The sequence below is a fragment of the Streptomyces sp. CWNU-52B genome, from assembly GCF_047444975.1.
GTDB lineage: Bacteria > Actinomycetota > Actinomycetes > Streptomycetales > Streptomycetaceae > Streptomyces.
Map to the genome: position 1 here is coordinate 582038 of NZ_JBLFJV010000005.1, position 14828 is coordinate 596865.

Sequence of the window (14828 nt, forward strand, 5' to 3'; positions counted from 1 at the left end):
GTTGTCGGATCATCCTCCGGCCGTATGTCCATCGCGGGTGTGCAGACGGCGAGTGCGGCGTCCCCTCCGCAGGATCCGCAGCGAGTCTGCACGGGCAGTCGCGGCCGACGCTCATCGATCCCGCCGACAGACCGCCGAGGACGCACATGACCGCTGAGGAACGTACTCACCCCACCGCCTACGAGCGTTATCTCAAGACCGACGTCCTGCTGAACCTGCAGCGGGACGTGGAGGGGCTGGTCGACCCGGACGAAATGACCTTCATCGTCGTCCAGCAGTCGTCGGAACTGTGGCTGAAACTCATCGCCCACGACATGGACAACGCGCTGGAGGCGGCGCGCGAGCGGGCTCCTCTGACCGCCGTCCGCCTGCTGAACAGAGCGCGTTCCTCCCTGGCGGGTCTGACGCGGCAACTGGACGTCCTCGACAACATCACGCCGTGGTCGTACCACAGGATCAGAACCCAACTGGAGGACGGCTCGGGGTTCTCCTCGCCGGGATGGCAGCACGTACGCCGGCTGGCCGGACCACTCGGCGTCGAGTTCTTCGCCGTCCTCGACGACGAGGCCGTCGCACTGCGGGACGTGTACCTGCGGCACCTGGAGTTCGAGGCCCTGTTCCAGTTCGCCGAAGCGCTCGTGGCCTTCGACACGGAGTGCATGCTGTGGCGGCTGCGTCACCTCAAGGTCATCGAACGCCTGGTCGGCGTGGACGCGGTCGGTGTCGCGGGGACGCCGATCCACGTGCTCGCCGAACTCACCGGCCGGCGCCTCTACCCACGGTTGTGGGACGTCCGGTCCCAACTCACCGCACACGCCGACGAAACACTCTCGTCGGTCGTCCCGTCCGCCGGCCCCAGGGGAGAGAGGTGCCCGCGATGAGCAGCGACGCGGTCCAGCAGTCCATGGACTGGGACGCCCTGGTGGAGGCGACCGCGCCGCACCTCGCGACTCTCCTCGACACCCAACGGGCACCGCGGACCCGGCCGGTGACCTCCGACGACGAGGAGTTCTTCACCGGGAGCCGTCAGCCGGGCCGCACTCCGGAGACCGGCGAACCCCTCCCGGGACTGCTGACCGAACTTCTGGAGACCGTGCTGGAGCGCGGCTACTGCAACGGCGCGCATCCGCAGTACTTCGGCTACTTCCACCCACGCCCGCTGCCCGTCGCGGTGCTCGCGGACGCGGTCGCCTCGCTGCTCAACCAGAGTCCCGCCGCGTGGCGGATGGGCCCGCGGGCAACCAGCATGGAGATCGAGACCCTGGCCTGGGTGGCGGACTTCATCGGGTACCGCGCGTCCACGGCTGTCGCGTCGCCGCGGGGCATCTTCACCTCCGGCGGAAGCGTGGCCAACCTGGCCGCGCTGAAGGTGGCCCGCGATCACGTGCTGGGGCCCGACGCGCAGGAACGCGGAGGTTCCGCGCTGAGCACCGGAGTGGTCTACGCGTCCAGCGAGTCGCACTACTCGATCCCCCGCGCGCTCGACATCCTCGGCATGGGCCGGCGCTCACTGCGGACCATCCCCTGCGACGCCACCGGGCGCATCATGGTCGACCGGCTCCGCGAGCGGATGGCGAGGGACGTACAGGACGGTCTCCGCCCCGTCGCCGTCGTCGGGCTCGCGGGTGCGACGGCCACCGGTGCGGTGGACCCGCTGGCACAGCTCGCCGACATCGCCGCCGAGCACCGGGCCTGGTTCCATGTGGACGGAGCGGCCGCGGCCGTGTTCGCCGACCTTCCCGGGACCAGGGCGGCCTTCGACGGACTGGCCGCGGCGGACTCGGTCACGCTGGACCCGCACAAGTGGATGTTCCTGTCCTACGGTCTCGGCTGCCTGCTCCTGCGGGACCCGGGGCACCTGTCCACGAGCTTCACCGACGGGGCGCACTACTGGAATCACGACGACCGCGACGACTTCGTGTTCCTGGGGCCCGAGGGCGCCCGGCCCTGGAAATCGCTCGGCCTGTGGCTCGCGTTCCGTCAGCTCGGCCGCAGGGGCTACGCCGACCTGTTGTCGCGGAACCTCGCCACGGCGCGGCACCTGGCCGAGCGCGTGCGCACCACCAGTGGTCTGGAACTACTGGCCGACCCGGTGGTACCGGTGTGCTGCTTCCGCGTCCTGCCCGACGGAGCGGGTGACAGCGACACGCTCACCGCGGAGGTGCACCGGACGCTGACGCGGTCGGGCGACTTCCACGTCACCGTCTGCCGCCCCGGCGGCGCCACGTACCTCCGCGTCGCGGTGAACAACTACACCACGCGCGAGGAGCACGTCGACGCGCTGGTGGAGGCGGTGGTGGGTGCGCGGAAGGCCCTCGTGGCGTGAAGTCCGGGCGCGGACCGTCCCGTTCTCGTCCGAGGACGGCGCGTAGCACCACGCGGTGACAGGGGAGCGGACCACGCGGGCCAGGGCCGTCCGGTGGCAGGACCGGGCCCGCGTGATCCTCGCTGAACTCCTCGCCGGTGAGGAGGGACCACGGCGGTGCCCGGCCCCCGCTCTCACCCCTCGGTCACGGTCGCCCGCACGACGACCCTGCCGCTCTCGCGGAACCACAGGGTGTACGGCAGCGTCTGCCCGGCCCTGAGTTCAGGGGGGTCGAGGATCACGACCCCCAGGCCGCCCGGCGCCATGCGCACCGTGCCGCCCGCCGGGACCTCGACGGCCCACACGGGATCCGTACGCCCCGTCCCGGTCCGGCGCACCGTGCGCCGCAGCACACTGATGCCGAGCTCCGTCGAGTCCGCGTAGAGCAGCGTGTCCTTCGACGGGCCGGTGTTGCGGATCTCGAAGTACGCGGCGGTGGAACCCGAGCCGGCGGGCACCGCGACGACGCGCGCGGAGCCCACCGTGATCCTCGGCGGTGCGTCCCCCGCCGCGCCGGTCGAGGTGTAGGCCGTCAACAGGACCAGCGCCGCACACGAGGCACCCACCGGCGCCGCGACGGACCGCAGGGCGCGTATCAAGCTTCTCGGCTGCATGTGCCAGTGGTCGGAGCGAGATCCTTGCTGGTTCCCGTCCGGTTCCCGGCGGGCGGCGGCGCGTGGTGGCGGGGAAGAGGGTCGCGTCGGCACGGGAACTCCACGGTCCTTCGGCGCGACTACCTGTCCGTCAGGCCGACCGTCCGTGCGGCCGACCGGCAAGCGGACACCGAACAGCGCGGAGAACCGCATGACACCAGAGATAGAGAACGCCTTCGCCGCGATCAGGGCCGAGTTCGGCAAGGACTCGATCGACCGGGTCGAGCAGATGACGGAGCTGGGCAGGGACGAGAGGCATCCGTTGCAGAAGGCGGCCAAGTGGATCATGCCGGGGCTCTCGCCCACTCCCTGGCACGACCCCTACGCCTACGCCGAGTTGACCCCCGTCGTACACGCGCTGGAGGCCGGTCACCCGGCGATCAAGAAGGAACTGAACGCCGCGTGGGACGCCCGCCCGGAGGCGTTCTCGGACTACGAGCACTATCTGACCCGCCAGGAGAACTGGCAGGCCCTCTACCTCTTCCGTGCGGGCGGCCTCGTCGAGAAGTCGGCCGCGCTCGCGCCCACCGCGTATCAGGTACTGAAGGACTTCGCCGTGGACACGGACACGATATGTCCGCTCCTCGAATGTCACTTCTCCACCCTGCTGCCGGGTGCCGCCATCGCACCGCACTGCGACCTGTGGAACTTCAGCATCAACCTGCATCTCGCCGTGGACATCCCCGACGGGTGCAGCATCACGGTCGCCGGCGAGACACGCTCCTGGGAGGAGGGCAAGTGCCTGCTCTTCGACTACTCCTTCGAGCACGCGGCACGCAACGACGGCGGCAGGCCGCGGACCTGCCTGCTCATCGACCTCTGGCACCCGCAGACCACGGTTCCTGAGCGACGGGCGCTGGTGGCCCTCATCACCGAGATCCGTCGTCTCATGGGGGACGGATGACCCGTGACTCCGTCCCGAACGACCGCCTCGCCGGCCGGTTCTCGTTCGGACTGCCGCTGACCGTGCTGGCGCTGGGGCAGCTCGTCATCTCGCTCGACTACAACATCGTGTACGTCGCGCTGCCGGACATCGGCGCCGGGCTGGGCTTCTCCGACCACGACCTGCAATGGGTGGTGAGCGCGTACGTCGTGGTCACGGGCGGCTTCCTGCTGCTCGGCGGCCGGGCCGCGGATCTGCTCGGGCGGCGCCGGATGTTCGTCGTCGCGGCGCTGCTGTACGCGGCGTCGTCCCTCGTGGGCGGCCTGTCGGAGTCACCCGGCGTCCTGGTCGCCGTCCGGGCGGTCCAGGGCATCGGCGGCTCCCTGCTGTTCCCGGCGACGCTGTCCCTGATCAGCACCATGTACGACGAGGGGCCCGACCGGAACCGGGCGCTGGCGGTCTGGGGTGCCGCGGGAGCCGGCGGGCTCTGCTTCGGCTCCCTCCTGGGCGGGGTCCTGGTGGAGACGTTCGGCTGGGCGTCGGTGTTCTTCGTCAACGTGCCCGTGGCGGGGGCCCTCGCGGTGGCCGGCCTGCTGCTCTTCCCCGTGGACGGACCGCGGGACCGCGCGCGGCACTTCGACGCGGCGGGTGCGCTGGCCGCGACGGGCGGGATCACGCTCCTGGTGTTCGTGCTGGTGCAGGCACCCGCCGAGGGCTGGGCGACGCCCACCGTCCTGGTGAGCGCGGTGCTCTCCCTCGGACTGCTCACGCTGTTCACGGTGGTGGAGAGGCGCTCCCGTGATCCGCTCGTACCGGCACGGCTGCTCGCCCACCGTGGTCTGCTCGGTGCCATGGGGATCACCGCCCTGTTCAGCGCCACGTTCAGTTCGGTGCCGTACTTCCTGACCCTGTATTTCCAGAGCGTCCGGGGATACGGCGCGGCCGCGACCGGGCTGGCGTTCCTCGTGCCCGCCGTGGTGGTCGCCGTCGGTACCCAGGCCGGCGGGCGCGCCGTGTCCGTCCTCGGCGTACGCCGCATGCTTGTGGGCGGGATGGCGCTGGGCGCCGCCGGAGCCGCGGCACTCGCCCTGGCGCTCACCTCGGGCGGCCCGTATGCCGCGCTGCTGCCGGGGATCGTTTTACTGGGACTCGGCCAAGGTGCCGCCTGGACGGGGATGTGGATCGCCGCGTCGGCCGGGGTCGCCCCCGGTGACCAGGGCGTCGCCTCCGGCCTGGCGTCGACCACGTTGCAGGTCGGCGGCGCCGTCGGCCTCGCCGTCCTGGTCGCGGTCGCGGGCGGCGTGGGGCAGAACACCTCAGGACCCGGCCTCCTCGACGGCATCCGCACCGCGGTCTTCGTGATCGCGGGAGGCATCGGCTGCGGCGCACTCGTGCTGCTCGCCCTCCGGCGGGCGACCGGGGCCACCAGACCGACCGGGTCCACCGTGTCCGCCGTGACCGGTGAGGCCACCGTGTCCGGCGAGGCCGGCGGGGCCTAGGCCATCACCCACCTGCCTGTCCCCGTCCTCCCTCGTCCTCCTTTCTCCTTCCTTCCTCCCTTCCCTCCCTCTCTTTCGGTCGTCTTGCGTCATGCCAGGAGAACTTCCATGTCCCTTACCGCCGCCGGTGGTTCCGCCGGTTCCGCCCCTGTCGCCGCCGTCCTCTGCGGGCTGGCCGGATGGGTGCCACGCCGTGTGGTGACCAACGAGGACCTCGCGCGACGGCTCGACACCGACGACGCGTGGATCCGTACCAGGACCGGGATCCGCCGGCGGTACGTGGTCGATCCCGGGCAGGCCACCTCCGACCTGGCGGTCGAGGCGGGACGCCGGGCGCTCGGGTCCGCCGGGACGGCCACGGCCGACGCCGTCGTCGTCGCCACGACGACCCCGGACCACACCTGCCCGGCCACCGCGCCCGCGGTCGCCGCACGGCTCGGTCTGACGGGGGCGGCCGCCTTCGACGTCAACGCCGTGTGCACCGGCTTCGTGTACGGGCTCGCCTCGGCCGCCGGACTGATCGCGGCCGGTGCGGCCGAACGGGTCCTGCTCATCGGGGCCGACACGTACTCCACGATCGTGGACCCGCTGGACCGGGCCAACGCGGTCATCTTCGGCGACGGTGCCGGAGCCGTCGTCCTGCGGGCCGGACACCCCGACGAGCCGGGCGCGGTCGGCCACTTCGACCTCGGCAGCGACGGCTCGCACGAGGACCTGATCATGGTCGCGGCCGGTGGGTCGAGGCAGCGTTCCCGGCCGGGAGAGCCCAGCCGTCAGGACCGGCACTTCGCGATGCGGGGCAAGGGCGTCTACCGGCACGCGGTGACGCGCATGGCCGGGTCGGCGCGCGCCACGCTGTCCCGGGCCGGCTGGAAGATCGACGACGTCGACCACTTCGTACCCCACCAGGCCAATCTGCGGATCCTGCACTCGGTGGCCGACGACCTCGGGCTGCCGCGGGAACGCTGTGCGACCCATGTCGAGTCCGTCGGCAACACGGGCGCCGCGTCCATCCCCCTCGCCCTCGCCGACGGGGCCGCCCGGCAGGCGATCCGGCCCGGCGAGCGGCTGCTGCTCACCGCCTTCGGCGGCGGCCTCACCTGGGGATCCTGCCTGCTGACCTGGCCCGCGCTCGCCGCGACCGCCCGGCCGGAGGAGCAACCGGCCCACAGATAGGGCCTGCCCCCCTGCTCCCTGCCCCTCATCTGAACAGAATCGGAGAAACGGATCACGTCATGAGCAGTACCACCTATGAGCAACTGGTCCAGATCCTGACCAGGGTTCACGACGCCCCGGCGCACCGGATCCGCCCCGAGGCGACCCTCGGCGAACTGGACGTCGACTCGCTGACGACCGTCGAGATCAGCATCCGTATCGAGCGGGACCTCGGGGTGTCCGTCGGGGACGACGAACTCGAGCCCGACCTCACCCTCGCGGGCCTCACCGGCCTCGTCGAAGCCCGGCAGACGGTCGTCTGACGGTCGTCCGACGGGCCCGCCCCGCACCGCCCCGCCCCGGATCGTTCCCGCACACGAAAGGCAGTACCCCCATGCAGATCAAAGGCCGGCCCGCAGACGCGATCGGTGTGACGGTCGAGGGATTCGACCACGCCGAGGCCTCGGACGCCGATGTCGACGCCCTCAAGAACGCCGTGTACACGAAGAAGATCGCCGTGCTGAAAGGGCAGGATCTCTCACCTCGGGAGTTCCTCGCGCTCGGCAAGCGCCTCGGCCGTCCGGAGACCTACTACGAGCCGATGTACCACCACCCGGAGGTCACGGAGATATTCGTCTCCTCCAACGTCCCGGAGAACGGACAGCAGATAGGCGTACCGAAGACCGGGAAGTTCTGGCACGCCGACTACCAGTTCATGCCGGACCCCTTCGGGATCACCCTGATATACCCCCAGGTCGTTCCGGAGAAGAACCGCGGTACGTATTTCATCGACATGGGACGGGCGTACGACCGGCTGCCCGAGGAGCTCAAGAAGGAGATCGCCGGGACGTACTGCCGGCACTCCGTGCGCAAGTACTTCAAGATCCGGCCGCACGACGTCTACCGGCCGATCTCCGAGATCATCGAGGAGGTCGAGCGGAAGACCCCGGCCGTCGCGCAGCCGACCACGTTCACCCATCCCATGACCGGGGAGACGGTCCTCTACGTCAGCGAGGGATTCACCGTAGGGATCGAGGACCGGGACGGTGAGCCGCTCGACGAGGAGCTGCTGAAGCGGCTGTTCGAGGCCACCGGCCAGCTCGACGAGACCTTCGAGCACGACAACATCCACCTGCAGGGCTTCGAGCGGGGTGACCTGCTGATCTGGGACAACCGCAGCCTCGTCCACCGGGCCCGGCACACCACCACGCCCGAGCCGACCGTCTCCTTCCGCGTGACCGTGCACGACGAACGCAGGCTCCACGACGGGATCAAGGCGGCATGACGACCCTCTTCGGCGACACGACGGCGCCCTCGGGTCCGGCCGAGTACCCCACGGACGAGGACCTGTTGGCGCGGGTCCTGACGCCCTACAAGGCCCACTGCCGGTACCTGCGCTCGGCCGTCGTCCTGGCGGCGGGCGACGGACGGGCCGCCGCCCGCTGCGCGTTCGCGATCCCCGAGTCGTGCTACATCGACGACACGGGCCATCTGAATTCCGTCGAGGTGAACATCTGCTTCAACCAGATGATGTATTACCTCGTCGCCAAGTCCGTGCGGGAAGGACTGCTGACGGGGTTCGCGTCCTGGACCCTTGACGACTTCTGGAAACACCAGCTCCCCGACATCCTCATCGCCCGGTTCACCTCGAATTTCCGGCGCCCCGTCAACCCCCGTGCGTTCAGCGGGGAGATGGAGTTCCGGTCCGTCACCCGGCGCGCCCCGGCGGGCGGCGATCCGTTCCTCCACGCCGAGACCGCCTACCGCTACCGGGACGCCGCATCGGGCCGGTGCGACGGCGAGGCGGTCCTGGCGTTCGTCAACATCCCCTGACAGCAACGTCCCTCGACAGCAGGCGAGAGATCCATGACCACGGACAGGCTTCACCACCCGCAGCTCGACACACTCGTCAGGACCACGGGCTTCCATGCCCGCCACCGGCCCACCACCCCCGCGGTGCTCTGCGAGGGCCGCACACTGACGTACGAGGAACTGCACCGCGAGAGCAACCGCGTCGCCCGCGGCATCCGGGCCGCCGGGCTCGAACCGGGCGACCGGGTCGCCTACCTCGGCAAGGAGTCCGAGCACTACTACGAGGTGCTCTTCGGGTGCGCCAAGAGCGGCACCGTCCTCGTCCCCGTCAACTGGCGGCTCACCGCGCCCGAGGTCGGCCACATCCTGCGGGACTCCGGCACCCGGCTGCTCTTCCTGGAGGACGAGTTCGGGCCCGTGGTGGCGAAGCTGCCGAGCGCGCCCCCCGAGGCCGTCGTCGCGTTGGGCGAGCGCTTCGCCGCGTGGAAGGAGTCCCACCCCGGCACGGACCTCGACCTCGACACCGGCACCGCGGCGCACGACGTCACCCCCGACACCCCGGTCGCCCAGCTCTACACCAGCGGGACCACCGGACTGCCCAAGGGTGTCGTCCTCGCGCACCGGAGTTTCTTCGCGATCCGTGACGCCCTGGCGAGCGAGGATCTGGACTGGATCGACTGGCGGGCCGGCGACATCGCACTGGTCGGTATCCCGGGATTCCACGTCGGCGGCCTGTGGTGGGCCACGCAGAACTTCAACGCGGGCACGACCGTGGTCGTGCTGCGGGCCTTCGCCGCCCGCGAGGCCGTCGACCTCATCCGGGACCTGCGCGTCACCACCGCCTGCGTCGTGCCCGCCATGCTCCGCATGATGCTGGCCGAACCCGGCGTGAGTGAAAAGGAGTTCACCACCCTGCGCAAGACGGTCTACGGCGGTTCCCCGATCTCCGAGGCGCTCCTGGAGGAGAGCCTCGCCGTCCTCGACTGCGAGTTCGCCCAGATCTACGGACTGACCGAGACGGGCAACACCGCGGTCTGTCTGCCACCGGCCGCCCATGTCCCGGGCGGTCCCCTCATGCAGGCGGCGGGACGGCCCTACCCGGGCGTGCGCGGCAAGGTCATCGACGGAGCGGGCCGCGAGCTGCCGCCGGGCGCGGTCGGAGAGGTCTGCCTGGCCACGCCCGCCCGCATGGTCGAGTACTGGGGACTGCCCGGGAAGACCGCCGAGACGCTCGTCGACGGCTGGATCCACACCGGGGACGCCGGCTTCATCGACGAGGACGGTTACGTGTTCATCCGCGACCGCATCAAGGACGCCGTCCTCGTCGCCGGGGAGAACGTCTACCCCGCCGAGATCGAGAACGTCCTGGAGAGCCATCCCAAGGTGGCCGAGGCCGTCGTCGTCGGCGCCCCCGACGAACGGTGGGGCGAGTACGTGCACGCCTTCGTCGTCCCCGCGGCCGGGCCCCGGCCCACACCCCGTGACCTGCACACCTTCCTGGTCCCGCAGCTGGCGGGCTTCAAGCTGCCGGCCCGCTACGAGTTCATCGACAGCGTCCCGCGCAACCCCAGCGGCAAGATCCTGCGCAGGGAACTGCGCGACCGCTTCTGGACCGACTCCGCACGCCAGGTCAACTGACCCGCCGACCGACCCCTCATGAGAGAGAACGACATGCCTGCGCCCCTCACCCTGGACGGCTTCCGCGCGGACCTGGCGGAGTTCCTGTACCAGCGGCCCGACGAGGTCGACCTCGAAGAGCACCCCCTCTACGCGGGACTGGACTCCCTGCGCATCGTCACCCTCATCGAACGGTGGCGGGAGACCGGCGTGGACGTGAACTTCGTCGACCTCGCCGAGTGCACCTCCTTCGCCCAGTGGTGGCAGCTGCTCTCCGCCCGCCAGGAGCGAGGTGACCGTGCCGACGCATGACGACGACGGCGGCACGGGCACGGGGGACGTGGACGGGGTGGGACGCCACGCGCTGCTGGCCGCCCAGGAGGGCATCTGGACCGGTCAGCAACTGGACGTGGACAGCCCCGCGTACAACACGGCCGAGTACGTGCACATCGCCGGACCGGTGGACACGGCCGCCTTCGACAGGGCCTTGCACCAGGTGGTCGCGGAGACAGCGGCCCTGAACGTCTCCTTCGTGGCCGACGACGACGGCAGGCCCTGGCAGACGGACACCCCGGCCGACGGCTGGCGCCTGCACACGGCCGACCTCACCGTCGACCACGGGCCAGGCTCCGACCCGTACGCGGCGGCCCTGGCCTGGATCGACGAGGACATGGCCCGTCCGGTCGACCTCACCCGCGGCCCCGTCTTCGGCCACGCCCTGCTGCGGATCGCACCGGAGGAATTCCTCTGGTACCACCGGGTGCACCACATCGCCCTCGACGGCTTCGGGCTGTCGCTGTTCGCCCGCCGGGCCGCCCACGTCTACACCGCGCTGGTGACGGGCGGGCCCATGGAGGACAGCGGCTTCGGCACCCTGGCCGCGGTGCGGGACGAGGAGCGCGCGTACCGGCGGTCGCCCCGTTTCGCCGAGGACCGCGCCCACTGGACGGCCCGGTTCGCGGACCGGCCGCCCGTCGCCACACCCGCCGGGCGTACGGCTCTGCCCGCCCGCACCTTCCACCGCCGGGTGGCCGACCTCGACGCCCAGGAGACGGCGGCCCTGCGTACCGTCGCCCGCGAGCTGAAGGTCACCTGGTCCGAGGTCCTGCTGGCCGTGACGGCGGCCCGGTTGCACCACGCGACCGGCGCACCGGAGATCGTCCTCAGCCTGCCCGCGATGGGACGCCTCGGCTCCGTCGCCCTGCGCGTGCCCTGCATGGTCCGCAACATCCTGCCGCTGCGCGTTCCCGTATCCGGGTCGGACAGCATGCGCGACCTGGCCCGGCGGGTCTCCCGCGAACTGCGCGCCGGGCTGCCGCACCAGCGCTACCGCTACGAACACCTGCGGCGCGACCTCAAGCTCGTCGGCGGACGGCGCAGACTGTCGGGGCCCGGCGTCAACATCATGCCCTTCGCCTACGACCTGCGTTTCGCCGGACACCCCAGCACCGTCCACAACGTCTCCGCGGGCCCGGTCGACGACCTCTCCGTCAATGTCTACGACCGTTCCGAGGGCGGGGGCCTGCGCGTCGCGGTGGACGCCAACCCCGATCTCTACGACGAGGCGGACGTCGTCGCCCTTCAGGAGGGACTGCTCCAGCTGCTGAGGCAGTCGCTCGCTGCTCCCGACCGGGCGCTCGGTGACCTGCGGGCCCGTGCCGCCGTCCCGGTCCTGGACGGCGGGCCGCTGCCCGGTGCCGCCCGGCCGGTCCTCGACCTGATCGCCGAACACGCCGCGCTGCGCGGCGGGTCGGTCGCCGTCGAGCACGACGGCCGGGCCGTCACCTATGCGCGACTGCTCGACGCGGCCCGCGCGACGGCCCGCCGACTCGCCGCCCGCGGGGTCGGCCGCGGCGACCTGGTCGCCGTCGTCGTACCGCGCGGCATCGAAGCCGTCACCGCGGTCCTCGGCGTCCTGCTCGCCGGGGCCGCCCACTGCCCGCTCGACCCGGCCGCGCCTTCGGCACGCACGGCGGAACTCCTGGACGACACGGGCCCGGCGCTCGTCCTGACGACCGGGGCGCACGCCGCCGCCTTCGCGGACCGAGCCGTGCTGGTCCTGGAGGAGCCGCACGACGAACGGCAGAACGAGTCGCGCGACGAGCCGCACCCCGGCTCCGGCGCCCCGGAACCGACGGTCACGGCGGGCGACCTCGCCTACGTCATCCACACCTCTGGCTCCACCGGGCGCCCCAAGGGGGTGGAGATCGGCCACGGCGCCCTCGCGCACTTCGTCGCCGGCGCCACCCACCGCTACGGCCTCCACCGCGAGGACCGCGTCCTCCAGTTCGCCCCCCTGCACTTCGACACCAGCATCGAGGAGGTGTTCCTCACCCTGTGCCGGGGCGCCACGCTCGTCGTGCGCGGCGACGAGATGACCGACTCGGTCCCCGGCTTCCTGGACGCCTGCGCCCGGCTGCGGGTCAGTTTCCTCGACCTGCCCACGGCCTACTGGCACGAACTGGCCTACGCCCTCTCCTCCGGCTCCGCCGCGCTGCCCACCGCGATACGCACCGTCGTGATCGGCGGCGAGGCGGCCCTGCCCGAACGGGTCGACCGCTGGCGCAAGGCGGTCGGCACCTCGGTGCGGCTGCTGAACACCTACGGACCGACCGAGGCGACCGTGGTCGCCACCGTCGCCGACCTGCACGACGTGTCCCTCGCCGACGGGGACGTCCCGATCGGACTGCCGCTCCCCGGCACCCGCGCCGCCGTCGTCGACGGTGAACTCCATCTCCTGGGCGACAACCTGGCCCTCGGCTACCGGACCGGCCACCGGACCGGCCACCGGGTGGGGGAGCGGGCGGCCCGGCCATCCGACGCGTCCCGCTTCGCCCCTCTCGACCGCCTCCCCGGAGCCCCCCGTGCCTACCGCACGGGCGACCTGGTGCGGATCGGCGACGACGGTCAACTGCGGTATCTGGGCCGGTCGGACACGGAGTTCAAGATCAGCGGACACCGGGTGCACCCCGCCGAGGTCGAGAACGCGCTCCTCACCCACCCGGCGGTCCGCGACAGCGCCGTCGTCGGGCAGACACTGGAGGACGGGACGCGGCGCCTGGTCGCGTTCGTCGTGCCGGACGGGCCACCCCCGGCGACGGCCCCGCTCAGGGACCACCTCCGGGCGACGCTGCCCGCCGCGATGATCCCCTCGGCCGTCGAGTTCCTCGACCGCCTGCCCCGGACCGGCTCGGGGAAGACCGACAGGAACGCGCTCGCCCTGAAGGCCCCCCGCCCCGGTCCGCCGGCGGCCGGGAACCGGGGCGGCGCGGGAACCGCCTCCGGCACCGCACTGGAGCGCACCGTCGCCGCCGTCTGGCAGCGGGCGCTCGGCGTGACCTCCCTCGCCGCTCTGGACGACGTGTTCGACCTGGGCGCCCAGTCCCTCCAGGCCATCCAGGTCGCCAACCGCCTCGGTACCGAACTCCACCGTGACGTGAAGGTCGCCTGGCTCTTCCAGTACCCGACCCCCGCCGAGCTGGCGGCGTTCCTGACACGGCAGGACGGGACCCAGGACGGGGCGCGGGCCGGGGCACCGGAGCCGCCCACCGTCCCCGCCCTCCCGGCGACCCTGCTCGCGGACACCGTTCTCGCCCCGGACATCCGCCCCGGGCCCGGCGTCGCACCCGGAGCAGGCCGCACACCCGACAGGATCCTCCTGACCGGGGCCACCGGCTTCGTCGGCGTACACCTGCTGGCCGAACTCCTGGCCCGTACCCGCGCGGAGATCGTGTGCACCGTCCGGGCGCCGGACCCCGACGCGGCCACCGCCCGCGTCCACGAGGCCCTGACCTCCCACCGCCTCGACCTCCCGGGACCGGCGCTGCGCCGCGTCACGGCGATCCCCGCGGACCTCGCCCACCCCCGACTCGGCCTGGCCGAAGGCCTCTTCACGGAACTCGCCGACACCTGCGGGGCGATCTTCCACAACGCGGCGACCGTCAGCATCATGCGGGAGTACGCCACCCTCAGCGCCGCCAACACCGGTTCGACCAGGGAGCTGTTGCGGATGGCGGCCCCCCGGTCGACACCCCTGCACTACGTGTCGACCCTCTCCGTCGCCCCGCCCCTCGCCCTCAGCCCCGAGGTGCCCGAGGCGTTCCTCGCCCCCCATCGCGGACTGCGCTCCGGCTACCAGCAGTCGAAGTGGGCGTCCGAACGCCTGCTGGAACAGGCCGCCGAACGGGGGCTGCCCGTCACCGTGCACCGGCTCGGCCGGATCGTCGGGCCACGCACCACCGGTCACGTGAACCAGCGGGACTTCCTGTGGAGCGTGCTGCGCGCGGGAGTGCCCGCCGGCATCGTCCCCGACCTGTTCGAGGAGGAGACCTGGACACCGGTCGACCAGGTCGCCGAGGCGCTCGTCCACCTCTGCCTCGTCCGGGGCCCGTCCGACGCCATCGTCTTCCACCACGCCGCCACCGCCCCGGTACGGCTGAGCGACCTCTACGACTGGCTGGGGGAGTACGGCTACCCACTGCGGCGCCTGCCGCCGGCCCGGTGGCGGGCCGAACTGGCGCGCTCGGCCGCTCCGTCGGACACCGCGGCCACCCTGCTCGCCTTCTTCGACTCCTGGGACACGGAGCCCACCGCCGGGGCAGGGAAGGCCGAACCGGACCTCCGCCTGGGCCGCGTCCGCTCCGACAACCTCGTCGACGGGCTGCGCGACAGCGGCATCACCTGCCCGCCCGTCGACCGGGACCTCGTCTTCCGCTACCTCGACCACTGCGTCACCACCGGGATGCTCCCCGCGCCCGCCGCGTAGTCCCCGAGTACTCGGCGGCCCGCTGGAACTCCGAGGTCCCCTCGCCCGACTACTGCAACGGAACCAGCCTTTTGAACCA

The 14828-nt window shown here is 71.8% G+C and carries 12 protein-coding genes; 11 read left to right on the top strand and 1 reads right to left on the bottom strand.

Annotated elements, in window-relative coordinates; translation table 11 throughout:
* Window positions 1–146 precede the first annotated feature (146 nt).
* The gene (locus ACLVWQ_RS05440) at window positions 147–881 is read left to right on the top strand and encodes a tryptophan 2,3-dioxygenase family protein (RefSeq protein WP_414106995.1); all 735 of its coding nucleotides are present in this window, start codon (window positions 147–149) and stop codon (window positions 879–881) included.
* On the top strand, window positions 878–2326 hold the full coding sequence (locus tag ACLVWQ_RS05445) for a pyridoxal phosphate-dependent decarboxylase family protein (RefSeq protein WP_414106996.1): 1449 nt from the start codon (window positions 878–880) through the stop codon (window positions 2324–2326). The genes ACLVWQ_RS05440 and ACLVWQ_RS05445 overlap by 4 nt, the downstream gene beginning before the upstream one ends.
* A 173-nt stretch (window positions 2327–2499) precedes the next feature.
* On the opposite strand, the gene ACLVWQ_RS05450 is transcribed toward ACLVWQ_RS05445, so the two are convergent.
* Window positions 2500–2979, bottom strand: coding sequence for a copper chaperone PCu(A)C (locus ACLVWQ_RS05450; protein WP_414106997.1), 480 nt, complete (start codon window positions 2977–2979; stop codon window positions 2500–2502).
* A 190-nt stretch (window positions 2980–3169) separates the two neighbouring features.
* On the opposite strand from ACLVWQ_RS05450, the gene ACLVWQ_RS05455 reads away from it, so the two are divergent.
* From ACLVWQ_RS05455 to ACLVWQ_RS05495, 9 genes are all read left to right on the top strand, one after another.
* Complete coding sequence (locus ACLVWQ_RS05455) at window positions 3170–3922, top strand: aspartyl/asparaginyl beta-hydroxylase domain-containing protein (RefSeq protein WP_414106998.1); 753 nt, start codon at window positions 3170–3172, stop codon at window positions 3920–3922.
* Window positions 3919–5400 carry an MFS transporter gene (locus tag ACLVWQ_RS05460; RefSeq protein ID WP_414106999.1) on the top strand — a complete coding sequence of 494 codons (1482 nt, stop codon included), beginning with the start codon at window positions 3919–3921 and terminating at the stop codon, window positions 5398–5400. The genes ACLVWQ_RS05455 and ACLVWQ_RS05460 overlap by 4 nt, the downstream gene beginning before the upstream one ends.
* Window positions 5401–5508: 108 nt before the next feature.
* Window positions 5509–6576, top strand: coding sequence for a beta-ketoacyl-ACP synthase III (locus ACLVWQ_RS05465; protein ID WP_414107000.1), 1068 nt, complete (start codon window positions 5509–5511; stop codon window positions 6574–6576).
* Window positions 6577–6635: 59 nt separating this feature from the next.
* A complete protein-coding gene (locus ACLVWQ_RS05470) occupies window positions 6636–6878 on the top strand; it encodes an acyl carrier protein (RefSeq protein ID WP_414107001.1) in 243 nt (80 codons plus the stop codon).
* Between the two features lie 71 nt (window positions 6879–6949).
* Window positions 6950–7840: a TauD/TfdA dioxygenase family protein gene (locus ACLVWQ_RS05475; protein WP_414107002.1), complete on the top strand. Its 891-nt coding sequence runs from the start codon at window positions 6950–6952 to the stop codon at window positions 7838–7840.
* Window positions 7837–8388, top strand: a complete 552-nt coding sequence (locus ACLVWQ_RS05480) for an FcoT family thioesterase (protein WP_414107003.1) — start codon at window positions 7837–7839, stop codon at window positions 8386–8388. Before ACLVWQ_RS05475 ends, ACLVWQ_RS05480 begins: the two co-directional genes overlap by 4 nt.
* A 33-nt stretch (window positions 8389–8421) precedes the next feature.
* Complete coding sequence (locus tag ACLVWQ_RS05485; protein ID WP_414107004.1) at window positions 8422–10005, top strand: long-chain-fatty-acid--CoA ligase; 1584 nt, start codon at window positions 8422–8424, stop codon at window positions 10003–10005.
* Between the two features lie 33 nt (window positions 10006–10038).
* Window positions 10039–10296, top strand: a complete 258-nt coding sequence (locus ACLVWQ_RS05490) for a phosphopantetheine-binding protein (RefSeq protein WP_414107005.1) — start codon at window positions 10039–10041, stop codon at window positions 10294–10296.
* Window positions 10283–14749 carry an amino acid adenylation domain-containing protein gene (locus ACLVWQ_RS05495; protein WP_414107006.1) on the top strand — a complete coding sequence of 1489 codons (4467 nt, stop codon included), beginning with the start codon at window positions 10283–10285 and terminating at the stop codon, window positions 14747–14749. The genes ACLVWQ_RS05490 and ACLVWQ_RS05495 overlap by 14 nt, the downstream gene beginning before the upstream one ends.
* The last annotated feature ends 79 nt before the right edge of the window (window positions 14750–14828 follow it).

Excerpts from the sequence above, each read along its gene's own strand:
- ACLVWQ_RS05460 (WP_414106999.1), top strand. The coding sequence starts at position 3,919 with ATGACCCGTGACTCCGTCCCGAACGACCGCCTCGCCGGCCGGTTCTCG.
- ACLVWQ_RS05490 (WP_414107005.1), top strand. The coding sequence starts at position 10,039 with ATGCCTGCGCCCCTCACCCTGGACGGCTTCCGCGCGGACCTGGCGGAG.
- ACLVWQ_RS05470 (WP_414107001.1), top strand. The coding sequence starts at position 6,636 with ATGAGCAGTACCACCTATGAGCAACTGGTCCAGATCCTGACCAGGGTT.
- ACLVWQ_RS05465 (WP_414107000.1), top strand. The coding sequence starts at position 5,509 with ATGTCCCTTACCGCCGCCGGTGGTTCCGCCGGTTCCGCCCCTGTCGCC.
- ACLVWQ_RS05445 (WP_414106996.1), top strand. The coding sequence starts at position 878 with ATGAGCAGCGACGCGGTCCAGCAGTCCATGGACTGGGACGCCCTGGTG.
- ACLVWQ_RS05450 (WP_414106997.1), bottom strand. The coding sequence starts at position 2,979 with ATGCAGCCGAGAAGCTTGATACGCGCCCTGCGGTCCGTCGCGGCGCCG.
- ACLVWQ_RS05475 (WP_414107002.1), top strand. The coding sequence starts at position 6,950 with ATGCAGATCAAAGGCCGGCCCGCAGACGCGATCGGTGTGACGGTCGAG.
- ACLVWQ_RS05485 (WP_414107004.1), top strand. The coding sequence starts at position 8,422 with ATGACCACGGACAGGCTTCACCACCCGCAGCTCGACACACTCGTCAGG.
- ACLVWQ_RS05455 (WP_414106998.1), top strand. The coding sequence starts at position 3,170 with ATGACACCAGAGATAGAGAACGCCTTCGCCGCGATCAGGGCCGAGTTC.
- ACLVWQ_RS05440 (WP_414106995.1), top strand. The coding sequence starts at position 147 with ATGACCGCTGAGGAACGTACTCACCCCACCGCCTACGAGCGTTATCTC.
- ACLVWQ_RS05480 (WP_414107003.1), top strand. The coding sequence starts at position 7,837 with ATGACGACCCTCTTCGGCGACACGACGGCGCCCTCGGGTCCGGCCGAG.